Source organism: Streptomyces sp. NPDC002181 (genome assembly GCF_042890485.1).
Lineage (GTDB): Bacteria > Actinomycetota > Actinomycetes > Streptomycetales > Streptomycetaceae > Streptomyces.
In genome coordinates this window covers 226223-248879 of the sequence record NZ_JBIASC010000003.1, presented here as the reverse complement: position 1 = coordinate 248879, position 22657 = coordinate 226223, and the positions used below count along the sequence as shown (strand labels likewise).

The following is a 22657-nucleotide window of genomic DNA, read 5'->3' as shown; positions in this document are numbered from 1 at the left end:
AGATCGGAATCTTCGGGAACCGGTGTCCGTACGGTTTACCGGTGTCTCAATTACATCGAACGGGCCGCCAGTTCTTCCAGTACGGCGACGGCTTCGGCCGACCGCTCGGCGGGCACGAAGAGGTGGTCGTGGTGGTACCCGGCGATGACGTTGCAGCTGAGTCCGTGGGCGGCGAGCTCGGCGGCGAAGGCCCCCGTGAGGCCGACGGCGTCGAGGGCGGAGTGGATGCGCAGGGTGATCCACGCGGCCGTGTAGTCGTAGGCGAGACCGGCGGCGTCGGCCTCCTCCCGGCGCAGCACGAGGGTGAGCCCCTCGGCCTCCAGGACGGTGGCGACGGGGGTGGTCCCGGCCGGCGGCGCCGTGGCTCCGGGGACCGTGCAGAAGACGTACCGCCCCTCGTGCAGCTCGGGGCGCATGCCGCTCAGCAGTTTCCTCAGGTCGCTCTCGCCGCTCATGCGGCCACCCTACCTATCATCCCGGTATGACCGATTCCGCGCCTGTGGCGTCCGCACCCGCCGAGGGTGAACGGCACGCCTCCTGGCTGGAGCTGTTCTTCGACCTGACGGCGGTGGCGGGCGTCGCCCAGCTGGCGCACCTGCTGCACGGAAACCCCGGCCCGGGCGATCTGGCCCTGTACGCGCTGATGTTCCTGGCCTTCTGGACGGGCTGGATGCTGTTCACGGTGTACGGCAACGTCAGCGGCGAGGAGACCCGCACGTGGACGGTGCTGGCGGGGATGTTCGGCATGGCAGTGATGGCGGCCTCGGTGCACGGCGTACGGGAGGACCGGGCGGGGGCGTTCGCGCTGGCCTACATCCTGGTGCGCTCGCTCGCCGGCAAGGCGTGGGAGCGGCGCGGCGAGTACGTGCCGGACCTGCCGATCACGCAGCTGGGGCTGGGGCTGACGCCGTGGATCGTGTCGATGTGGTTCGACGGGACGGCCCGGTACGCGCTGTGGGCGCTGGGACTGGCCATCGACCTGGCGGTCATGTTCACGGTGTCCGGCAAGCGGCTGGCCGCCCGGGTGGACGCCCGGTACGCCGAGGAGGCGGCGCGCAGGCGGCGCTCCTCGCCCAAGCCGGTCGCGGCGATGATGGACGCGCCGCACCTCGGGGAGCGGCTGGGCCTGTTCCAGCTGATCGTGCTGGGCGAGGCGGTGGCCCAGGTGGTGGCCGCCGCCTCCGAGGCGGACTGGGACGCGGCGCTGTACGGGGTCGGCGCCGGCGCGTTCCTGCTGCTGCTCCTGCTGTGGTCCCTGTCGCTGCGGCACGGGGCGGACGGGGTGCCGCTGCTGGCGTGGGACGTCCTTCCGGTACGGCTGGTCCTGCCGCTGCACTGCTTCGTCGCGGGCTCGGTGGCCGCGCTCGCGGCGGCGCTCGGCAACGCGGTGGAGTACACGGACCACCCGCCTCCCGGGTCGGTGCGGTGGCTGCTGTGCGGAAGCCTCGCGGTGTACCTGGCGATCGCGGGGGCGGCCGCGCTCGGCTCGGGCCGCCGGGCGCGGGAGGCCCTGCTGCTGGTGGGGCCGCCGCTGGCCGCCGTACTGGTGACGGGGGCGGTGGCCCGGGAGGCCGCGGCCGTACAACTGGTGTGGCTGCTGGTGCTGGCGGCGGCCTGGCCGCGGGTGATGGTGGACCGCTTCCCGCCGCAGCCGGTCCTCCGCGGGGGCAACCCGGGTCAGGTGGACTCGTAGAGCCGGCGGTGCCACCAGGCGAGGGGGCGGCCGCGCCAGTCGGTCCACCGGTCCGCGGGCGGGTCCGGTTCGGGGAGGGTGCGCCGGCGGAACTCCGCGTCCAGGCCGTGCAGGACGCGGCCCAGCGCGGTGCGGGCCGCGGGCGGCAGGGTGCGGTGGAGGTCGGCCAGTTCGTCCCGGACCACGGCGACGTCGTCGCGCGCGCAGCCGGGGCAGGCCGGGCAGGAGGAAGGGGTCAGGAGCAGGAGGCCGCCGGGGCGGCCCAGGAAGGCCCGGTACCGGGTCAGCAGCTCGGCGACCTCGTCGCCGCGGCCGGGCCGGGCCCAGTGGACCCCGGCCGCGGCGGCGGGCGGGAGCCGGTCCACGGACGGCAGTCGCCAGGCCCAGGCGGGCGGCCGGCGGTCCCCGTACGTTCCTCGTTCGGCGCGCAGCGCGCCCGGCCGTCTACGCGGCATCGCCCTTTCGGCGGATGATCGTCATGGCAGCCATGGTGCAGGGGCGCTCCGCGGGGTGCAAGGGGATTCGGCACCGCGCCGGCCGCGGCCTCCGCCCCCTCGCCCCCGCGAGCCGCCGCCTACGTCAGGTCGAACTCGCCGCCCCTCGCGCCCAGTACGAACTTGCGCCACTCGTCCGGCGCGAAGATCAGCGAGGGGCTCTCGGGGCGCTCGCTGTTGCGCATCGCGATGAACCCCTCGACGAAGGCGATCTGGACGTCGCCCGATCCCCGGCTGCTCGACTGCCAGTCCGCCCCGCTGAGATCGAGGTCCGGCTTGCCCCAGCCGGCTGCCAGGGGCTGTGAAGTCATGCTCTCGGCCACGTGCGTGCTCCTCCCGGTACCACCGGTACGTCGTCCGGGGGCCAGAGTAACCATCGCAGCGGGTGCCGCACAGGCCACGGTGCGTCACCCGTGGCCGGTCCGGCACCACGGCCCCGCGCCGGCCGTCCGCTCGCCGCGGTGCCCGATCCCGTCAGGAGGCGGGCGGTTCGGCTCCCACCAGCCACATCGCGAAGAACTGCGCGCCGCCGCCGTACGCGTGGCCCATGGCCCGGCGGGCCCCCGGGACCTGGTGTTCGCCGGCCCGGCCGCGGACCTGGAGCGCCGCCTCCGCGAAGCGGATCATTCCCGAGGCGCCGATCGGGTTGGTGGACAGCACGCCGCCCGAGGGGTTCACCGGCAGGTCGCCGTCGAGTTCGGTGACCCCGGCCTCCGTGAGCTTCCAGCCCTCCCCCTCCTCCGCGAACCCCAGGTTCTCCAGCCACATCGGCTCGTACCAGGAGAACGGCACGTACATCTCCACCGCGTCGATCTCGCGGCGCGGATCGGAGATCCCGGCCTGCCGGTAGACGTCGGCCGCGCAGTCCTTGCCCGCCTGGGGCGAGACGAAGTCCTTGCCCGCGAACAGCGTCGGCTCGCTGCGCATCGCCCCGCCGTGCACCCAGGCCGGCGGCTTGCCCGAACGGGCCGCGCCCGCCCGGTCGGTGAGGATCATCGCGCAGGCCCCGTCCGAGGAGGGGCAGGTCTCGGAGTACCGGATCGGGTCCCACAGCATCGGCGAGGCCTGGACCTTCTCCAGGGTGATGTCGTGCTCGTGCAGGTGGGCGTACGGGTTCTTCAGCGCGTTGCGGCGGTCCTTGTACGCCACGAGCGAGCCGACCGTGTCGGGCGCGCCCGTGCGCCGCATGTACGCGCGCACGTGCGGGGCGAAGAATCCGCCGGCGCCCGCCAGCAGCGGCTGCTGGAAGGGAACCGGCAGGGACAGGCCCCACATGGCGTTGGACTCGGACTGCTTCTCGAACGCCAGGGTCAGGACGGTGCGGTGGACCCGGGCCGCGACGAGGTTGGAGGCGACCAGCGCGGTGGAGCCTCCGACCGAACCGGCCGTGTGGACGCGGAGCATGGGCTTGCCGACCGCTCCGAGGGCGTCCGCCAGGTACAGCTCCGGCATCATCACGCCCTCGAAGAAGTCGGGGGCCTTGCCGATGACGACCGCGTCGATGTCCGCCCAGGTCAGCTCGGCGTCGGCGAGGGCGCGCACCGCGGCCTCGCGCACGAGCCCCGCGATGGAGACGTCGTGGCGGGCGGCGACGTGCTTGGTCTGGCCGACGCCGATGACGGCGACCGGCTCCTTCCCCGTACTCGTCATGCGGGTTCCCCTTCCAGGACGGCGACCAGGTTCTGCTGGAGGCAGGGGCCGGAGGTGGCGTGCGCGACGGCCCGGTCGGACTCGCCGCGGTGGATCCGGGCGGCGGCCTCGCCGATGCGGATGAGGCCGGCGGCCATGACCGGGTTGGCGGCGAGCGCCCCGCCGGACGGGTTCACGGCGACGCCGTCCCCGCCGAGCCGCAGCGCCTTGCGGAGCACGACCTCCTGGGAGGAGAACGGCGCGTGCAGTTCGGCGGTGTCCACCGGGGCGTCGAACAGGCCCGCGTGCTCGGCGGCGATCCGGGTGGACGGTGAGTCGGTGAGGTCGCGCAGGCCCAGGCCGTGCGCCTCGATGCGGTGGTCGATGCCGGTGATCCAGGCGGGGCGCGCGCACAGTCTCCGCGCGGTGTCGCCCGCGGCGAGGACGACGGCGGCCACGCCGTCGCCGATGGGCGGGCAGTCGCCCGTGCGCAGGGGCCGGACCTGGTAGTCGCCCTGCGCGACGGCGCCGCCGCGCAGCTGGGCGTGCGGGTTGGCCTCGGCGGCGGTCCGGCTGCGGGCGCCGATGGCCGCGAGAGCGGCTTCGTCGGTCTCGCCCGCGTCGATCAGCGCCTGGGCCTGGAGGGCGGCGAGGGCCACTGAGTCGGGCCACAGCGGAGCGAGGTAGTAGGGGTCGAGCTGCCGGGTCAGGACGTCCCGTACGGATCCCGGGGAGGACTTGCCGTACGAGTACACCAGCGCGGTGTCGGCCTCGCCGGTCTGGATCTTGACCCAGGCCTCGTACAGGGCCCAGGCGCCGTCCATCTCCACGTGCGACTCGGAGATCGGCGGCCAGGCGCCGACCCCGTCGAGGGTCATGGTGAAGGAGAAGGCCCGGCCGGCGAGGTAGTCGCTCGATCCGGAGCAGGTGAAGCCGATCTCTCCGGCCTTCAGACCGGTCTGGTCCAGCACCTGGTGCAGGACCGGCATGACCATCTCGACTTCGCTGAGTTCGTCGCTGCGGCGCCGGTGGTCGCTCTGCGCGAAGGCCACGACGGCCACGTCCCGCGCGTACCTGCTCGTCGTGGGCATCAGATGAGCTCCTTGTACGCGTCGTAGTCGGCGTCCGGCTCGCCGGTGGGGCGGTAGTGGTCGGGGTGGCGGCCGCCTTCGGTCCACACGGGTTCGACGCGCAGGCCCATGCGGACCTGGTCGTACGGGATGCCGCCGATCCGGCCGTGCAGGGCGAGGTCGGCGCCGTCGAGGGCGATGTGGGCGTAGACGTAGGGGACTTCGATGTCGAGGTTCTTGGCCTTGATGTTGACGATGCAGTACGTCGTGACCGTGCCGGCCGGGCCGACCTCGACCTGGTCGGTGGTGGCCACCCCGCAGGTGGGGCAGGCGCCGCGCGGCGGGACGTACACCTTGTGGCAGGAGGGGCAGCGCTCGCCCACGGTCCGCCGGTCGGCGAGCGCGTTGATGTAGGCGGTCTGGGAGCGGCCGGGGCTGTACGTGTAGTCCAGGCGGGCCGCGGCGACGATGCCGGTGACGGCGTCGGCGAACTGCCCGTCGTGCGGGGTGGCCCGCCCCGTGGCCGCCGCCTCGTCGGGCTCGAAGCAGGCGATGTCGGTGATGGCTCCGGTGCGCTCCCCGGCCCAGCGGACGCGTACCCGCATGCCGGTGCCGACGGCCTCGGGGCCGGGGGCGTCGAGGGCGTGGAGGATCGCGGTGTCGGCTCCGTCGAGGCGGACCAGGACCCAGGCGAAGGGGGTGCCCAGGGGCTGGCCGGTGCGCGGGGAGTCGTTCCAGGCCCAGGTGGTGACGGTTCCGGTGGTGCCGACCTCGACGAGTTCGCGGATCTCCTCGGCGGTGACGGGGTCGTACTCCACGGGCGGGACCATCACCTTGCCGTCGGCGGTCTTGACGCCGAGGACGACGCGTTCGCGCAGTCCGGTCAGGAAGGCGCTCTGGACGGGCCCGAGGGAGCGGGTGAAGGGGAACTCGACGACGAGGGGCGCGCGCAGCACCTCTGGCGGGGACGCGGCGGGGGTCATGGCTGTCTCCGATGGTCTGAACGGCTGGGACTGGGGGGCCGGGATCACGGGCCGGGATCACGGGCTAGCTCACGGGCCGGGCTCACGGGCCGGGCTCACGGTCCGGGCCGCTCGCGCAGGGCCGCTCGCGCAGGGCCGGGGCTACTCGCGCCGGTAGACGGCGGGCCGTTTCTCGGCGAAGGCCCGCGCCCCCTCCTTGGCGTCCGCGGTGTCGAAGATCGGCCAGCCGCGCAGCAGTTCCGAGGCCAGGCCCTCCGTCTCCGTCAGCTCGGCGGTCTCGTAGACCGAGGCCTTCACGGCCTCGACGGCCAGCGGTCCGCACGCGTTGATCTGCTCGGCGATCTCCAGGGCCCTGGCCAGGGCGGTCCCCTCGGGGACGACCTGCCCGACCAGCCCGATCCGCGCCGCCTCGGCCGCCGAGTACGGCCGGCCGGTGAGCAGCATCTCCAGGGCGTGCGTGCGCGGGATCTGCCGGGGCAGCCGTACCGTCGAGCCGCCGATCGGGAACAGGCCCCGCTTGACCTCGAACAGCCCGAAGGTGGCGCCCTCGCCCGCGACCCGGATGTCCGTGCCCTGGAGGATCTCGGTGCCGCCGGCCACGCAGTAACCCTCGACCGCCGCGATCACGGGCTTGCGCGGCCGGTGGTGGCGGAGCATCGCCTTCCAGTGCAGGTCGGGGTCGGCTTTGAGGCGGTCCCGGTACTGGTCGCCCGCCATCCCCTTCCCGGCCAGCGCCTTGAGGTCCATCCCGGCGCAGAAGTCCCCGCCCGCGCCGGTGAGGACCACCGAGCGGATCGTGTCGTCCGCGTCCGCCTCCAGCCAGCCGTCGTAGAGCCCCACCAGCAGCGGCAGCGAAAGCGCGTTCTTCGCCTCCGGCCGGTTCATGGTGAGCACCAGCGTGGCGCCGTGGCGCTCCACGGTGAGGTGTTCCGTCCCACCCATTGCCGTCCTCCCGTCTCAAGACCTAGAACAGGTTGCAGGAGGGCCGGGTGCAGTTCAATAGTTTTCTGACACCCAGTCAGATTTCTTGGACCACGCCCTTCCCACTTGGGCTGAGCGGCGCTCTAATGACCGCCGCGGGGCAGCACAGCCACGGCCCGGCAACGGGAAACCTCGGGGGTGAGGAGGAACGGTGGAGTACAACCTTGCCGACCTGTTCGAGTCGGTCGTCGACGTGGTTCCGGACCGCGAGGCGCTCGTGTACGTGGACCACCCCGGCACCGGCGCCGAGCGCCGCCTCACGTACGCGGAGCTGGACACCGCGGCGAACCGCATCGCGCACCACCTGCTGGACAGCGGATTGAGGGCCGGCGAGCACCTGGGGCTGCACCTCTACAACGGCATCGAGTACCTCCAGACCGTCCTGGCCTGCCTCAAGGCCCGTCTCGTACCGGTGAACGTCAACTACCGCTACGTGGAGGAGGAGCTGGTCTACCTCTACAACGACGCCGACCTCGCGGCGCTCGTCTTCGAGGGCGAGTTCACGGAGCGCGTGGCCGCCGCCCTCCCGCAGACGACGAAGCTGCGCCACCTGATCCGGGTCGGCTCCGCCCCCGAGGGCGCTCCGGAGCCCTCGATCGCCCCGGTCGCGTACGCGGACGCCGAGGCGGCCGGCTCACCCGGGCGCGGCTTCCCGCCCCGCTCCCCCGACGACCTGTTCATCATCTACACGGGCGGCACCACCGGCATGCCCAAGGGCGTCATGTGGCGTGCGGAGGACCTGTTCTTCGCGGGGCTCTTCGGCGGCGAACCCTCGGGCGAGCCGGTGAAGAGGCCCGAGGAGCTCGCCGAACGGGTCGCGTCGAAGGGGGCCGGGCTCACCTTCTTCCCCGCGCCCCCGCTGATGCACGGCACGTCGACCCTGACCTCGTTCATCGCCTTCAACTACGGCCAGCGGGTGGTCATCCACCGCAAATACGCGCCGGAGGAGGTGCTCCGCACGATCGAGAAGGAGAAGGTGTCGAGCGTCTCGCTGGTGGGCGACGCGATGCTCCGCCCGCTCATCGACGCCCTCAGGGGTCCGCTCGCGGGGACCGACCTGTCCTCGCTGTTCAGCGTCTCCTCGTCCGGGGCGATCATGTCGGAAACGGTGCGGGCGGAGTTCCAGCGGCTCGTGCCGCACGTGATGCTGCTGAACAACTTCGGCTCCTCCGAGTCCGGTTCGAACGGCAGGGCGGCCGAGGACTCCGGCCCCGAGAAGGGGTTCCGGCTCGTGGTCAACGACCGTACGCAGGTGGTGGACCCGGTGACGCACGAGCCGGTCGCCGTGGGCGAACCGGGGCGGCTCGCGCAGCGCGGCCACGTCCCGCTCGGCTACTACAACGACCCGGCGAAGACCGCCGAGACCTTCTTCCAGAAGGGCTCCGAGCGGTGGGTGCTGCTCGGGGACATGGCGACGGTCGACGAGGAGGGCATCGTCACGGTCCTCGGGCGCGGCTCGCAGTGCATCAACACGGGTGGCGAGAAGGTCTACCCGGAGGAGGTCGAGCAGGCGCTGAAGTCCCATCCGGACGTCTACGACGCCCTGGTCGCCGGGGTGCCGGACGCGAAGTGGGGCAGCCACGTGGCCGCGGTGGTGCAGGTGCGGGCCGGCGCGCCCGAGCCGACGCTGGACGAGATCCAGCTCCACTGCCGGACCAGGCTGGCGGGGTACAAGATCCCGCGCCAGCTGGTCGTGACGCTGGCCATCCAGCGCTCGCCGAGCGGCAAGGCGGACTACCGCTGGGCGAAGTCGGTGGCGACGGAGGCGGACGCGGCGCGCTGACGCGAGCGGCGCAGCCCCCGCTGCGCGGCGCTGCGCCGCGCAGCGGGGGCTGGTCCGCCGGTCAGGCTCCGGTGGCCAGGAAGTGTTCCACGCGCGCCGCGAACCACTTCGGATCGTCCAGCCACGGGAAGTGCGCGCCGCCCGGCTGGACGTCGGCGGTGCCCTGCGCGAAGAGCCCCGCGAGTTCGGCGGCGAGGGCGGCGGTGGGGTTGCTGTCCAGCTCGCCGGCCAGCACCAGCACCTCGCCGGCGAGGTGGCGCAGCGCGGCCCGGGTCGCGGGCGGGTCGAAGGCGCCGGGGCCGGCGTAGGCGATGCCCGCCGCCGCGTTCTTCTCGCGGCCGCTCGCCTCGATGTGGGCGCGCACCCCCTCGTCCCAGCGCCCGTACGCGAGCGGCATCGTCCGGCTCCAGTCCGCCGGGGCGGGGGTGCCTCCGGCCGCCAGGGCGTCGAGGATCTGCTCGTACGCGGCGATGGCCGTGTCGTACGGCTCGCCGCCGGCCCGCCTGCGGATCACCTCCAGGCGCTGCTCCGGGGTCGAGTCGAGGCCCACGGCCGGGCAGGTCGGGGTGATCAGGACCAGGCGGCGCAGGCGGGCGGGGTGCGCCGCCGCGTAGAGCAGGGCGAGGTTGCCGCCGGCCGAGTGCGCCGTGACGTCCATGCGCTCCAGGCCGAGGTGGACGCGCAGGGCCTCGACGTCGGCGACCTGGTGGTCGACGCGGTAGGTGGACTCGTCGGCCGGGATCCGCGAGTCGCCCGTGCCCCGCAGGTCGAGGAGGATCAGCCGACGTCCGGCGGTCAGCCCCCCGAGGTCGCCCAGGTAGGCGGAGGCCCGCATGGCGCCTCCCGGGAGGCAGACGAGCGGCTCGCCCTCGCCCTTGACGTGGTAGGCGAGCTCGGTTCCGTCGTAAGAGGTGAAGATCGGCATGGGACCATCCCATCATGCGATCACTCGTTCGAGTCATTGATTTAGCCACCAGGCTGGGGCAATCTACCGAATGATCGGTCGGTTAACTCGAATCAAAGCTCCGGTTCACGGCTCAAGATGAGGTGACGGCATGACGGCGCACGCGGATGTCCACGATGACGGCGAGCGGCTGAGCGGCGACGAACTGGCCGCGCTCCAGCTCCAGCGGCTGCGCGCCACCTTGACCCACGCCTACGAGCGGGTGCCGCACTACCGGCAGGCCTTCGACAAGGCCGGGGTGCACCCCGACGACTGCCGCTCCCTGGCCGATCTCGCCCTCTTCCCCTTCACCACCAAGGCCGACCTGCGCGACCAGTACCCCTTCGGCATGTTCGCCGTGCCCCGCTCCGAGGTGCGCCGCATCCACGCCTCCAGCGGCACCACGGGCCGGCCCACCGTCGTCGGCTACACCGACAATGACCTCTCCACCTGGGCGGACGTGGTGGCCCGGTCCATCCGGGCGGCGGGCGGCAGACCGGGCCAGATGGTGCACGTCGCCTACGGGTACGGCCTGTTCACCGGCGGCCTCGGCGCGCACTACGGCGTGGAGCGGCTCGGCTGTACGGTCGTGCCCGCGTCCGGCGGCATGACCGACCGCCAGGTCCGGCTGATCCAGGACTTCCGGCCGGAGATCATCATGGTGACGCCCTCGTACATGCTCACGCTGCTGGACGAGATGGAGCGCCAGGGCATCGACCCGCGCGCCACCTCGCTCCGGACGGGGATATTCGGCGCGGAGCCGTGGACCGAGGAGATGCGGCGGGAGATCGAGCAGCGGCTCGACATCGACGCGGTGGACATCTACGGCCTGTCCGAGGTGATGGGCCCGGGCGTGGCGCAGGAGTGCGTCGAGACCAAGGACGGGCTGCACATCTGGGAGGACCACTTCTATCCGGAGGTCGTGGACCCGTTCACCGGGGAGGTGCTGCCGGAAGGCGCTTCCGGGGAGCTGGTGTTCACCTCGCTCACCAAGGAGGCCATGCCGGTCATCCGGTACCGGACCCGGGACCTGACCCGGCTGCTGCCGGGTACGGCCCGGCCGGCGTTCCGGCGGATGGAAAAGGTGACCGGCCGCAGCGATGACATGATCATCCTGCGTGGGGTCAACCTGTACCCGACGCAGATCGAGGAGATCCTGCTCCGCACGCCCGCCCTGGCCCCGCACTTCCAGCTGCGGCTCACCCGGGAGGGCCGGATGGACGCGCTGACGGTCCGGGTGGAGGCGCGCCGGGAGGCGGATGCGGGCCAGCGGGAGGCCGCGGCCGCCGCCGTGGTCCGCGCGGTCAAGGACGGCATCGGGGTCTCGGTGGCCGTCGAGGTGGTCGACCCGGAGACCCTGGAGCGGTCGGTGGGCAAGATCAAGCGCCTGACGGACCTCAGGGAGACGCGGTAGGGGAACCACCCGGCGGACCACCCCTTCGGGCCTACTTCGGGGGAGCCTCCGAGACCCGGGGGGTCCGTCCGGGTAATCCATGAGGCGTGACCCCGTTCTTCCGCCAGCTCCACGACCGGCTCCAGGCCTCCCCGGCCGGGCTGGCGTGGAGCCGGGGGCGGGAGATGGAGCTCATGCACCGGGCCATGGGATTCGCCGCCCTGGGCTTCCTGACCCTGGTGCCGCTGCTGGTGGTCGTCGCGGCCGCCGCCCCCGGCAGCGGATCCGGTTTCGGACGCTGGCTCGGCCAGGCCCTCGGGGTCACCGAGTCCTCGCGGGCCCGGGTCGAGATGCTGTTCGGCGCGGCCGACTTGGCGCTGGAGCGGACCACCGCCTTCGGTCTCGCGGCCCTCGCCGTCTTCGGCCTGACCTTCGGCTCGGCCGTGCAGACCGGGTATGAGAAGGTCTGGGACCTGCCCACCGCCCGCTGGCACACCATGTGGCGGCACGTCGTCTGGCTGGCCCTGCTCGTCTGCTACCTCGCGCTGCTCGTCGAGATCCCCGCCCCCTCGAACGACGCCGTCGGCACCGTCCTCGGCACCACCGGCGATCTGCTCGGCACCATCCTCTTCTTCTGGGGCTCCCAGCGGCTGCTGCTCGGCGGCCGGGTCCGCTGGCGGGCCCTGCTGCCGGGGGCGGTGGCCACCAGCCTGGGCCTGCTCGGACTGCGGGTCTTCTCCCAGCTGGTGTTCTCCCCGCTGATCGCGTCCAACGCCGTCACGTACGGCCCCTTCGGCACGCTGCTGGTAGTGCAGTCCTGGCTGGTCGGCGTGGGCTTCGTCGTCTACGGCGGCGCCCTGGTCGGACGCCTGGTGCACGAGCACCTCACCCTCCGCCGCCTCCGTGCCACCGGCGGTCCGGCCGAATGACCCCCGGGCCCGGGGCCGTCCCGCCGGTCAGGCCGGCCGTTCCGCCTGCCCGAAGCGGTCCCGCAGCTCGCGCTTGAGGATCTTGCCGCTGGCGTTGCGCGGGAGGGCGTCCACGAACAGCACCCGCTTCGGGGCCTTGAAGTGGGCCAGCCTCTCCCGGGCGTACGCCAGCAGCTCCGCCTCCGTGACCTCCCCGCGCGGCACCACGATCGCCGTGACCGCCTCGATCCACCGCTCGTCGGGCAGGCCCACCACCGCGGCCTCGGCCACCCCCGGGTGGGTGTACAGCGCGTCCTCGACCTGCCGGGAGGCCACCAGCACCCCGCCCGAGTTGATGACGTCCTTCACCCGGTCGACGACCGTGAAGTACCCCTGCGCGTCCCGCACCGCCAGGTCCCCGGAGCGGAACCAGCCGTCACGGAAGGCCTTCTTCGTCGCCTCCGGGTCGTTCCAGTACCCGAGGCACAGCTGGGGCGATCGGTACACCACCTCTCCGGCCGTGCCGTCCGGCACCTCCGCGCCGTCCTCGTCGACGACCCTCGCCTCGACGTGGCGCACGGGCCGCCCGCAGGACTCCATCCGCCCGTCGTGCTCGTCCGGTCCCAGCACGGTGGCCAGCGGGCCGATCTCGCTCTGCCCGAAGCAGTTGTAGAACCCGAGCCCGGGCAGCCGCGCCCGCAGCCGCTCCAGCACGGGCACCGGCATGATCGAGGCCCCGTAGTACGCCTTGCGCAGTGCGCCCAGTTCGCGGCGCCCGAAATCAGGGTGGTTCGCCAGCCCGATCCACACCGTGGGCGGCGCGAACAGGCTGTCCGCCCGCCCCGCCTCCACCAGGTGGAAGATCTCCTCGGCGACCGGGGCGTCCAGGATCGTGTTCCGCGCGCCCACCGCCAGGTACGGCAGCAGGAAGACGTGCATCTGCGCCGAGTGGTAGAGCGGCAGCGAGTGCACCGGCCGGTCGTCCTCGGCCAGGTCGAGCGCCTCGATCGCGCTCTCGTACTCGTGGACCAGCGCCTTGTGCGTCATCATCGCGCCCTTGGGCAGAGCGGTGGTCCCCGAGGTGTAGAGCAGCTGCGCCACGGCGTACGGGTCGCGGTCCGGTACGAAGGGCAGCGGATCGTCCAGCTCCGCCAGGAACGAGCCGGGGGCGTCGCGCAGCGGCCGCACGGCATGGCCCTCCGGGATCCGCGCGGCCAGGTCCGGGTCGGCGAGGACCAGCGCGCTCGTGCAGTCGTCGAGGATGTGCGCGAGGTCCTCACCGGTCAGGTTCTGGTTGACCGGGACGTGCGTGAGCCCGGCGCGGGCGCAGGCGAGGAAGGCGAGCAGGTAGGCGTCGGAGTTGTGGGCGAAGGTCGCCACCCGGTCGCCGTCGGCCAGCCCGTAGCGCTCCCGCAGGACGGCCGCCCCGGTGGAGACGGCGGCGTCGAGCTCCGCGTACGTCCACGTCCGTTCGCGGTAGGTGACGGCCTGCCGGTCCGGGACGCGCAGCGCGCTGTCACGCACCAGTCCGTCGACCGTGTTCTGCCGCACCGCCCGCGCTGCTGTCATGGCGTGATCCTCGTCTGCGCGCGCGGCCGCGGTCAATGACCCCGGACCACCGGGGCGCCGAACGGCCTGTTGACAGATCGTCAGGCCGCCTGCATGAGTGTGGGTGCACGAGAGCACCGCCTGCACCACGGGCACCCCCGGGCAACTCCGCCCGGTCACAGGCTACTTGGGAGGCACTTTGCACCCGTTCGACGGACACGGCCGCACCCGCCCGCTGCTCCGGCGCGCCGCGCTCCTCGGCGCCGCCCTGCTCGCCGCCACCGCGGCGGCCCCGCAGGCCTCGGCGGCCACGGCCGCCGCCGACCGCGGGCCCTCGGGCGGCGGCCTGTCGGCCGTCATCCGGTACACCGAGAACGGCATCCCGCACATCCTGGCCCAGGACTACGCCCACCTCGGCTTCGGCACCGGCTGGGCCCAGGCCGCCGATCAGGCCTGTGTGCTCGCCGACGGGTTCGTGACCGTGGCCGGCGAGCGCTCTCGGTGGTTCGGCCCCGACGCGGCGACCGACGGCTCGCTGTCCTCCGCGAGCAGGAACCTCACCAGCGACCTGTACTTCAAGGGGGTCCGGGAGGCCGGCACCGTCGAGAAGCTGCTCGCCGCGCCCGCCCCGGCCGGCCCCACCCGGGACCTCAAGGAGCTGATGCGCGGCTGGGCCGCCGGGTACAACGCCTGGCTGGCCCAGAACAAGATCACCGACCCGGCCTGCAAGGGCGCCGCCTGGGTGCGCCCGGTCACCGCCGTCGACGTGGCCGCCCGCGCGTTCGCCGTCTCGGTGATCGGCGGCCAGGGGCGCGCCGTGGACGACATCGCCGCGGCGCAGCCGCCGGGGCAGCCGCCGGGCCGAGGGGCCTCCCTCACCGCCGGCCAGGCCGGCGACCCGGCCGGCGACCCGGCGGCCGCCGCCGAGGCCGCGCGGGCCTTCTTCGACACCGGGCGCTACGACATGGGCTCCAACGCGGTGGCCTTCTCCGGCTCCACCACCGCGAACGGCCACGGCCTGCTCCTGGGGAACCCGCACTACCCCTGGCAGGGCGGCCGCCGGTTCTGGCAGTCGCAGCAGACCATACCCGGCGAGCTGAACGTCTCCGGCGGCTCGCTGCTGGGCACCCCCGTGGTGAACATCGGGTTCAACGAGAAGGTGGCCTGGAGCCACACGGTGGCCACCGGCACCCCCGTCAACCTGCACCAGCTGACCCTCGACCCGGCCGACCCGACCGCCTATCTGGTCGACGGCAAGCCGGAGAAGATGACGCAGCGCCGGGTGAGCGTCCAGGTGGCGGGGGGCTCCCCCGTCATCCGCACCCAATGGTGGACCCGCTACGGGCCCGTCGTCACCGGCCTCGGCCCGACGCTCCCGCTGCCCTGGACGACGGGGACGGCGTACGCGCTGAACGACCCGAACGCGGCCAACCTGCGCGGCTCCGACACCGCGCTCGCCTTCGGCAAGGCCCGGGACGTGGCCGGGATCCAGGACGCGCTGAAGCGCACGCAAGGCCTGCCCTGGGTCAACACTGTCGCCGCGGACTCGGCCGGCGGGACGCTGTTCACCCAGTCCCAGGTGCTCCCCCGGATCACCGACGAGCTCGCCGCCCGCTGCTCCACCCCGCTCGGCAGGGCCACGTACCCGGCCTCAGGGCTCGCCGTACTCGACGGCGCGCGCGGTGACTGCGCGCTCGGCTCGGACCCGGACGCGGTGCAGCCCGGGGTGTTCGGCCCGGCGAAGGCGCCGACGCTGCGCGACGCGCCGTACGCCGAGAACTCCAACGACAGCGCCTGGCTGGCCAATGCCGAGACGCCGGTGACCGGCTACGAGCGGATCTGGGGCAGCCTCGGCACTCCGCGTTCGCTGCGGACCCGGGGCGCGGTGGAGGACGTCTCCGCGATGGCGGCCAGGGGCGGGCTGACCGTGGCGGACCTGCAGAAGCAGCAGTTCGCGAACCGGGTGCCGGCCGGCGGTCTCGCGGCGGCCGACGCGGCGAAGGCCTGCGCCGCCCTCCCCCGCGGCGCGGCCACCGCGAGCGACGGCCGGTCGGTGGACGTGTCGGCGGCCTGCGCGGTGCTGGCGGGCTGGGACCGCAGCGCCGACACCGGCAGCCGCGGCGCGCTGCTCTTCGACCGGTTCTGGCGCAAGCTGACCGCGACCACTCCGGCCAAGGACCTGTGGCTGGTGCCGTTCTCGGCGGCCGACCCCGTCCGCACGCCTCGTACGCTCAACCAGGCGGCGCCCGGGATCGCACGGGCGCTCGCGGACACGGTCGCGGAGCTGGCGGCGGCCGGTATCGCGCCGGACGCGCCGCTCGGCGAGCACCAGTTCGTGGTGCGCGGCGGGCAGAAGCTGCCGGTGCCGGGCGGCACCGAGGCGCTGGGCGTGTGGAACAAGATCGAGGCACCGTGGAACGCGGCGGCCGGCGGCTACCCGGAGGTCGTGCACGGTTCCAGCCACATCCAGGCGGTCGGCTGGGACGGCGGCCGCTGCCCGGTGGCGCGCACGCTGCTGACGTACGGCCAGTCGTCGAATCCGAACTCGGCGCACTACGCCGACCAGACCCGGCTGTTCTCGCAGGAGCGCTGGGTGACCTCGCGGTTCTGCGAGCGGGACATCCTCACCTCTCCGCAGCTGAAGGTGGTCTGGCCGCGCGAGCGCCGCTGACCCGGGCCGTCGCCCGGTGGGGCCGGAACGGTCCGGCCCCACCGGAGGCCGCTCAGGGGCTGACGGCGAGGAAGAGGTACGCGGCGAGCAGGACGAGGTGCACGCCGCCCTGGAGCAGGGTCGCCCGGCCGGGCGCGATGGTGAGGGCGCTGACCACGACGGTCAGGGCGAGCAGCACCATGTGGATCGGCCCGAGGCCGAGCAGCAGCGGGCCGGACAGCCAGATGGTGGCCAGGGCGATGGCCGGGATGGTCAGGCCGATGCTGGCGATGGCGGATCCGTAGCCCAGGTTGAGGCTGGTCTGGACCCGGTCGCGGCGGGCGGCGCGGACGGCGGCGAGGGTTTCGGGGGCCAGGACGAGCAGGGCGATGATCACGCCGACGACGGCGTTGGGCAGGCCGGCGCTGGCGACGCCCTTCTCGATGGTGGGCGAGACGGCCTTGGCGTCGCCGACCACGGCGATGAGCGCGACCAGCAGCAGGCCGAGGCTGACCAGGGCGGCGCGGGAGGTGGGGGGCGCGGCGTGCTCCCCGTCGCCGTCCCCGGCGTCCCCGCCGCCGTCCCCCGCTCCGCCGGCCGCGGCCCCGGCCGCCCGCTCCGTACCGGTCCCGGTCCCGGTGTCCACCGGCAGGAAGTAGTCCCGGTGCCGGACCGTCTGGACGGCGATGAACAGCCCGTACAGGGCGAGCGAGGCGACGGCGGCGAAGGTCAGCTGGGCGGTGGAGAACTCCGGCCCCGGTTTGCTGGTGGTGAACGTCGGCAGGACCAGGCTGAGGACGGCCAGCGTCGCCACGGTGGCCAGGGCCGCGCCGGAGCCCTCCGCGTTGAAGACGGCGACCCGGTTGCGCAGGGCTCCGACGAGCAGGGACAGGCCGACGATGCCGTTGCAGGTGATCATGACGGCGGCGAACACGGTGTCCCGGGCCAGGGAGGCGGTCTTGTCCCCGCCGTCGGCCATCAGGGTGACGATGAGGGCCACTTCGATGACGGTGACGGCCACGGCCAGGACCAGTGAGCCGAACGGCTCGCCCACCCGGTGGGCGACGACCTCGGCGTGGTGCACGGCGGCGAGCACCGCGCCCCCGAGGCACAGGGCGACCAGGCCCACGGCGAATCCGGGCAGATCGCGCCCCCAGCTGAAGACGAGCGCGAGGAGCGCCACCACGGGGACCATGACGGTCCAGTCGGTCAGGGGGAATCTGCGGGTAGCCGTACTCATATCAGCCAACTTGCCAGAAGTGTCCCCGATGTGCGGCGCAAGGGGCGCATCCGAGGCTCTGACGTGGCACTTCTCACGAAATGTCGGGCGTGGCGGACCGGAGTCCACTGCTCGGGTCGCGGGGCTCGGACCCCGGTCCGCCACATTCGGCGCGTTCACACGGCGCGTTCACACGGCGCGTTCACACGGCGCGTTCGCGGCCCTCCCAGTACGGATCGCGCAGCCGCCGCTTGTACAGCTTGCCGTTCGGGTCGCGCGGCATCGTCTCGATGAAGTCGACCGACTTGGGCCGTTTGAAACCGGCCAGCTGACGCTCGCAGTGGTGCAGGATCTCCGCGGCGAGGGCGTCCCCGGCGACGAAGCCCTCGGCCGGTTCGACGACCGCCTTGACCTCCTCGCCCCAGTCGGCGTGCGGTATCCCGAAGGCGGCGGCGTCCGCGACCGCCGGGTGGGTGAGCAGGGCCGACTCGATCTCCGCCGGATAGATGTTCACCCCGCCCGAGATGATCATGTCGATCTTGCGGTCGCGCAGGAAGAGGTACCCGTCCTCGTCGATCAGCCCGAGGTCGCCGACGGTGAAGAAGTCGCCGATGCGGTTCTTCTTCGTCTTGCCCTCGTCCTTGTGGTAGCTGAAGCCGCCGGTGTTCATCTTCAGGTAGACGGTGCCGAGTTCGCCGGGCGGCAGCCGGTTCCCGTCGTCGTCGAAGACGGCGAGCTCGCTGATCGGCCAGGCCTTGCCGACCGTTCCCGGCTTCTTCAGCCAGTCCTCGGCGGTGGCGAACGCGCCGCCGCCCTCGCTGGCCGCGTAGTACTCCTCCACGCACGTGCCCCACCAGTCGATCATCGCCCGCTTGACGTGGTCCGGGCAGGGCGCGGCCCCGTGGATCGCGTGCCGCATCGAGGAGACGTCGTACGCGTCCTTCGTCTCCTGCGGGAGCGCGAGGAGCCGGTGGAACTGCGTCGGGACCATGTGGGTGTGCGTGCAGGCGTGGTCGTCGATGAGCCGCAGCATCTCCTGGGGGGTCCAGCGGTCCATCAGCACCAGCGGGTGCCCGATGTGCAGGGCGGCGCCCGCGAATTGGAGGACGGCCGTGTGGTAGAGCGGCGAACAGACCAGGTGGACGTTGTCGTCGAACGGCCGGATGCCGAAGATCCCGAGGAAGCCGCCGAGGTACGTCTCCTCCGGGAGCTTGCCGGGCAGCGGTCGGCGGATGCCGCGCGGGCGCCCGGTGGTGCCGGAGGTGTAGTTCATGACCCAGCCGAGGGTGCGCCCCTCGGGCGGGGTCGCGGGCTGTCCGCCGAGGAGTGCGGCGTACGGGTGGAAGCCCGCGACCTCTCCGACGCAGTAGCGGTGGCTCGCGGGCAGGGCCGCCTCGTCGGCCGCGGCGGTGGCGGCGTCGGCGAAGCGCTCGTGGGCGATGAGGACCTTGGCGCCGGAGTCGGAGACGATCCAGGCGATCTCGGGGCCGACGAGGTGGTGGTTGACCGGGACCAGGTAGAAGCCGGCCTGCGAGGCGGCGAGGTAGGCGGTGAGGAACTCGACGCCGTTCGGGAGGACGACGGCGAAGACGTCGCCCTTCTCCAGTCCGGCGGCGCGCAGTCCGTGGACGAGGCGGTTGACGTCGGCGTGCAGCCGCCCGGCGCTCCATTCCTCCCCCTCGGGGGTGACGAGGACGGTGCGTCCGGGGTCGGCGGCGGCCTGGGCCCAGAATCCGTTGGGTCGTTGCTCACTCATGCAGATCACACCTCTCAGGCGCGGCCGGCGATGCGGTTGATGCGGTCGATGGCGCGCTCGAAGCCGCTGGTGAGGTCGTCGAAGACGGCCTGGACGCTGCGTTCGGAGTTCATCCGGCCGACGATCTGGCCGACGGGGGTGCCGAGCAGCGGTTGGACCTCGTACTTCTGGATGCGGGAGACGGCCTCGGCGACGAGCAGGCCCTGGAGCGGCATCGGGAGCGCGCCGGGGCCGGCCGGGTCGTCCCAGGCGTCGGTCCACTCGGTGCGGAGCTGGCGTGCGGGCTTGCCGGTGAGGGCGCGGGAGCGGACGGTGTCGCCGGAGCCGGCGGCCAGCAGCTTCTCGGTGAGGGCACGGGAGTGCAGGTCGGCTTCGGTGGTGGTGAGCCAGAGGGAGCCGAGCCAGGCGCCCTGGGCGCCGAGGGCGAGGCCGGCGGCGATCTGCTCGCCGCTGCCGATGCCGCCGGCGGCGAGGACGGGGAGCGGGGCGACCGCCTCGGCGATCTCGGGGACCAGCACCATCGTGGCGATGTCGCCGGTGTGGCCGCCGGCCTCGTAGCCCTGGGCGACGACGATGTCGATGCCGGCTTCGGCGTGGCGGCGGGCGTGTTTGGCGCTGCCGGCGAGGGCGGCGACGAGGACCCCGTGGTCGTGGGCGCGCGCGATGACGTCGGCGGGCGGGGAACCGAGGGCGTTCGCCAGGAGTTTGATGGGGTAGTCGAAGGCGACGTCGAGCTGGCGGCGGGCGACCTGCTCCATCCAGCCGGTGATCCTCCAGCCCGAGGCCTCGCCCTCGGCCAGCTCGGGGACGTGGTACTTGGCGAGGGTGTCGCGGACGAAGGCGCGGTGGGCGGCCGGGATCATCGCCTCGATGTCGGCCTCGCCGATGCCGTCGACGGCCTTCTTGGCGGGCATGACGACGTCGAGGCCGTACGGCTTGCCGCCGGTGTTCCGCTGCATCCAGTCGAGGTCGCGTTTGAGGTCGTCGGGGGCGGTGTAGCGGACGGCGCCGAGGACGCCGAATCCGCCGGCGCGGGTGATGGCCGCGGCGACCGCCGGAAAGGGCGTGAAGCCGAAGATGGCGTGCTCGACTCCCAGTTTCTTGCTCAGCTCCGTCTCCATGGGCGCCAGCTTGCCGCAGCCCGGCGACCGAGGGAAGAGGTTTCTGATGACTCGTCAGATTCTTTACGGGCCGGTCGGTGCGGGGCCCGCCGCGCAGGCGGGCAGATACTTCGGGAGGGCGCGGTTCGGCGAACAGGAGGCCGGTGGTGGAGGAGCGCACGGGGGACGGGGAAGCACACCGGGGAAGTCGGGCCCGGTCGGCGAACCCGGCCGGAAGCGGGGCTCGCGGGGACGGACCGAGCCGGAGGCGGCTCGGGGGGCGGCTGCTGGCGCTGGGCGGGGTGCTGCTCCTGCACGCGGCGCTGCCCGGGGCGGCGGGGGCCGCCGGCAATCCGGCCGAACGGCGGGCGCTCCAGGGGCTGCGCCTGCGGTACGGGTCCGCACGGCAGGCGGGACTGGTGGACAGACACCTGGAGGCGGTGGCCGACGAGGCCCGGCGCTTCCTCGGCCCCTCCCCCGAGCACCCCTACTACGCGGGGGCCGTGGTGCTCGCCGGCCGGGGCCGCACGATCGCCCTGCACCGCGCGATGGGCGAGGCCGTGCGGTACGCGGACTACGACGGCCGCACCGACCGGGTGCGGGAGTTCCCCGCGGCGCAGCGCATCCCGATGGCCGAGGACACCGTCTTCGACCTGGCCTCGCTGACCAAGCTGTTCACCTCGCTGCTGGCCGTGCAGCAGGTGGAGCGCGGACGGCTGGAGCTGGAGGCTCCGGTGGACCGGTACCTGCCCGAGTTCACCGGCGGCGGCAAAGAGCTGATCACGGTGCGCCAGCTGCTCACGCACACCTCCGGGCTGCGCTCCTGGGCCCCCTTCTACCAGCAGCCAACCCGCGAGGGGCAGTTGAGGCTGCTGTGCGGGGTGCGCCCGCAGGACACCCCCGGAACGGTGTACCGGTACTCGGACCTCAACCTCATCGCGCTACAGCTGCTCCTGGAACGGATCACCGGCCACACTTTGGATCTCCTGCTCCACGACGAGATCACCGCTCCGCTCGGGATGCACCGCACGCGGTACAACCCGCCGCTCTCCTGGCGCCGCGTCATCGCCGCCACCGAGATCCAGCGGCCGCCCTGGTCCGGCCTGGACCGCGGGCTGGTCTGGGGCGAGGTCCACGACGAGAACGCGTACGCCCTCGGCGGGGTCGCCGGCCACGCCGGCATCTTCGGCACCGCGTTCGACCTGGCCGTCCTCGCCCGGACCCTCCTCGACGGCGGGGTCTACGCCGGCAGGCGCATCCTGCGCCCGGCCTCCGTCGAACTGCTCTTCACCGACTTCAACACCGCGTTCCCCGGCGACGACCACGGCCTGGGCTTCGAGCTCTACCAGCACTGGTACATGGGTGCCATGGCCACCCCGCACTCCGCCGGCCACACCGGCTTCACCGGCACCTCCCTGGTCCTGGACCCCTCCACCGACTCCTTCCTCATCCTGCTCGGCAACTCCGTCCACCCCGTGCGCACCTGGCGGGCCGGCAGCGCGCCCCGCGTCGCCGTCGGCAACCGCTTCGCCCGCGCCGTCCCGGTCCGTACGAGGCACGGCGGCCCCGCCTGGTACTCCGGCATGGAGACCGGGGGCTCCGGCACCCTCACCCTGCCGCCGCTGACCCCGGCGACGCCCGCGGCCCGGCTGCGCTGTGCCGTGTGGTGGGACACGGTGCCCGGCGGGGGCGCCTTCCACCTGGAGGCATCGGACGACGGGGAGACGTGGGAGCCGCTGCCGTTCAGCACGCTGCGATCGACGGGCGGAACCCCCGAACAGTGGCCGCACGGCAGCGCCGGCGGCTGGTCCGGCCGCATCTGGCACCGCCTGGAGGCCCCCCTCACCCCCTGGGCGGGCCGCCCGGTCCACCTCCGCTTCCGCCACGCCGCGACCGGCCGCTACGTCGGCCGCGGGGTGTACGTCGACGTCCTGCGCGTATCGGAGCCCGGCCGCCTCCTCTTCGCGGAGGACCGGCCCGCCGACGCCTCCCGCGTCAACGCCGCCGGCTGGACCCGCTCGACGGACTGAACGGACCGAGGGGTGCGCGGCGCGGCGGCAGACGCGGCGTACGCCGCTCCGTCAACCCTCGCGGACCAGGCAGAACGGGTGGCCCGCCGGGTCCGCGTACACGCGCCAGTCGTCGGGGACGGCTCCGGTGCGGGCGTCCAGGAGCGTGGCTCCGACGGCCAGCACCTGCTCCTGCGCCCGGTCCAGGTCCGGCACGGCGAAGTCCAGGTGGAACTGCTGCGGACGGGCGGGGTCCGGCCACCGCGGCGGCCGGTGGTCGGCCACCCGCTGGAAGGCGAGCACCTGGCCCGACGGGACGTGCAGCGTCGCCCAGTGCTCGTCGACCGTCCACCGCGGGTCCGGCCGGTTGACGGTCCCGCCCAGCACCTCCCGGTAGAAATCGGCAAGCCGCAGCGGCTCGGGGCAGTCCAGCACGACACACTGAAGTTCGGCGATCACGATCCGATCCTGGCATAAACCCGTGCCCGGTGGTGTTCG

19 protein-coding genes are annotated in these 22657 nt (G+C 73.2%); 6 read left to right on the top strand and 13 right to left on the bottom strand.

What is annotated here, in order from left to right:
- Positions 1-50 precede the first annotated feature (50 nt).
- A complete protein-coding gene (locus ACFYXV_RS10490) occupies positions 51-455 on the bottom strand; it encodes an ACT domain-containing protein (RefSeq protein WP_385464630.1) in 405 nt (134 codons plus the stop codon).
- Positions 456-481: 26 nt separating this feature from the next.
- Here ACFYXV_RS10490 and ACFYXV_RS10485 point away from each other — a divergent pair, with 26 nt between their 5' ends.
- Complete coding sequence (locus ACFYXV_RS10485) at positions 482-1693, top strand: low temperature requirement protein A (RefSeq protein WP_389382607.1); 1212 nt, start codon at positions 482-484, stop codon at positions 1691-1693.
- Here ACFYXV_RS10485 and ACFYXV_RS10480 read toward each other — a convergent pair.
- The 6 genes from ACFYXV_RS10480 to ACFYXV_RS10455 all read right to left on the bottom strand — a co-directional run bounded on the left by ACFYXV_RS10480 (position 1678) and on the right by ACFYXV_RS10455 (position 6811).
- A complete protein-coding gene (locus ACFYXV_RS10480) occupies positions 1678-2148 on the bottom strand; it encodes a hypothetical protein (protein WP_389382606.1) in 471 nt (156 codons plus the stop codon). The two genes, ACFYXV_RS10485 and ACFYXV_RS10480, sit on opposite strands and share 16 nt — an antisense overlap.
- Before the next feature lie 119 nt (positions 2149-2267).
- Positions 2268-2498, bottom strand: a complete 231-nt coding sequence (locus ACFYXV_RS10475) for a DUF397 domain-containing protein (RefSeq protein ID WP_107048215.1) — start codon at positions 2496-2498, stop codon at positions 2268-2270.
- A 163-nt stretch (positions 2499-2661) separates the two neighbouring features.
- Entirely contained in the window at positions 2662-3837 is a 1176-nt protein-coding gene (locus ACFYXV_RS10470; RefSeq protein WP_385464639.1) for a thiolase domain-containing protein, read from the bottom strand.
- Complete coding sequence (locus ACFYXV_RS10465) at positions 3834-4907, bottom strand: thiolase domain-containing protein (protein ID WP_383338903.1); 1074 nt, start codon at positions 4905-4907, stop codon at positions 3834-3836. Before ACFYXV_RS10465 ends, ACFYXV_RS10470 begins: the two co-directional genes overlap by 4 nt.
- The gene (locus tag ACFYXV_RS10460) at positions 4907-5869 is read right to left on the bottom strand and encodes an OB-fold domain-containing protein (RefSeq protein ID WP_389382605.1); all 963 of its coding nucleotides are present in this window, start codon (positions 5867-5869) and stop codon (positions 4907-4909) included. Before ACFYXV_RS10460 ends, ACFYXV_RS10465 begins: the two co-directional genes overlap by 1 nt.
- Before the next feature lie 141 nt (positions 5870-6010).
- On the bottom strand, positions 6011-6811 hold the full coding sequence (locus ACFYXV_RS10455) for a crotonase/enoyl-CoA hydratase family protein (protein ID WP_389382604.1): 801 nt from the start codon (positions 6809-6811) through the stop codon (positions 6011-6013).
- Positions 6812-7001: 190 nt separating this feature from the next.
- Between ACFYXV_RS10455 and ACFYXV_RS10450 the strand changes: the two genes are divergently transcribed.
- A complete protein-coding gene (locus ACFYXV_RS10450) occupies positions 7002-8633 on the top strand; it encodes an acyl-CoA synthetase (protein WP_389382603.1) in 1632 nt (543 codons plus the stop codon).
- 61 nt (positions 8634-8694) lie between these two features.
- On the opposite strand, the gene ACFYXV_RS10445 is transcribed toward ACFYXV_RS10450, so the two are convergent.
- Positions 8695-9558: an alpha/beta fold hydrolase gene (locus tag ACFYXV_RS10445; protein WP_389382602.1), complete on the bottom strand. Its 864-nt coding sequence runs from the start codon at positions 9556-9558 to the stop codon at positions 8695-8697.
- A gap of 130 nt (positions 9559-9688) precedes the next feature.
- On the opposite strand from ACFYXV_RS10445, the gene paaK reads away from it, so the two are divergent.
- Positions 9689-10990, top strand: coding sequence for a phenylacetate--CoA ligase PaaK (gene paaK / locus ACFYXV_RS10440; protein WP_385464654.1), 1302 nt, complete (start codon positions 9689-9691; stop codon positions 10988-10990).
- 164 nt (positions 10991-11154) lie between these two features.
- Entirely contained in the window at positions 11155-11898 is a 744-nt protein-coding gene (locus tag ACFYXV_RS10435; RefSeq protein ID WP_385464747.1) for a YhjD/YihY/BrkB family envelope integrity protein, read from the top strand.
- Between the two features lie 27 nt (positions 11899-11925).
- On the opposite strand, the gene ACFYXV_RS10430 is transcribed toward ACFYXV_RS10435, so the two are convergent.
- Complete coding sequence (locus ACFYXV_RS10430) at positions 11926-13446, bottom strand: fatty acyl-CoA synthetase (RefSeq protein WP_389382601.1); 1521 nt, start codon at positions 13444-13446, stop codon at positions 11926-11928.
- Between the two features lie 178 nt (positions 13447-13624).
- Here ACFYXV_RS10430 and ACFYXV_RS10425 point away from each other — a divergent pair, with 178 nt between their 5' ends.
- Entirely contained in the window at positions 13625-16096 is a 2472-nt protein-coding gene (locus ACFYXV_RS10425; protein WP_389382600.1) for a penicillin acylase family protein, read from the top strand.
- 52 nt (positions 16097-16148) lie between these two features.
- Here the strand turns inward: ACFYXV_RS10425 and ACFYXV_RS10420 are convergent, their stop codons facing one another.
- The 3 genes from ACFYXV_RS10420 to ACFYXV_RS10410 all read right to left on the bottom strand — a co-directional run bounded on the left by ACFYXV_RS10420 (position 16149) and on the right by ACFYXV_RS10410 (position 20171).
- Positions 16149-17315, bottom strand: coding sequence for a calcium:proton antiporter (locus ACFYXV_RS10420; RefSeq protein WP_389382598.1), 1167 nt, complete (start codon positions 17313-17315; stop codon positions 16149-16151).
- A gap of 181 nt (positions 17316-17496) precedes the next feature.
- Positions 17497-19050, bottom strand: coding sequence for an acyl-CoA synthetase (locus ACFYXV_RS10415; RefSeq protein ID WP_385464666.1), 1554 nt, complete (start codon positions 19048-19050; stop codon positions 17497-17499).
- 14 nt (positions 19051-19064) lie between these two features.
- Positions 19065-20171 carry an NAD(P)H-dependent flavin oxidoreductase gene (locus ACFYXV_RS10410; RefSeq protein WP_389382597.1) on the bottom strand — a complete coding sequence of 369 codons (1107 nt, stop codon included), beginning with the start codon at positions 20169-20171 and terminating at the stop codon, positions 19065-19067.
- A 281-nt stretch (positions 20172-20452) separates the two neighbouring features.
- Between ACFYXV_RS10410 and ACFYXV_RS10405 the strand changes: the two genes are divergently transcribed.
- Positions 20453-22180 carry a serine hydrolase gene (locus ACFYXV_RS10405; protein ID WP_389382596.1) on the top strand — a complete coding sequence of 576 codons (1728 nt, stop codon included), beginning with the start codon at positions 20453-20455 and terminating at the stop codon, positions 22178-22180.
- Between the two features lie 51 nt (positions 22181-22231).
- Here ACFYXV_RS10405 and ACFYXV_RS10400 read toward each other — a convergent pair whose 3' ends face one another.
- Complete coding sequence (locus ACFYXV_RS10400) at positions 22232-22618, bottom strand: VOC family protein (protein WP_389382594.1); 387 nt, start codon at positions 22616-22618, stop codon at positions 22232-22234.
- Positions 22619-22657: the final 39 nt, after the last annotated feature.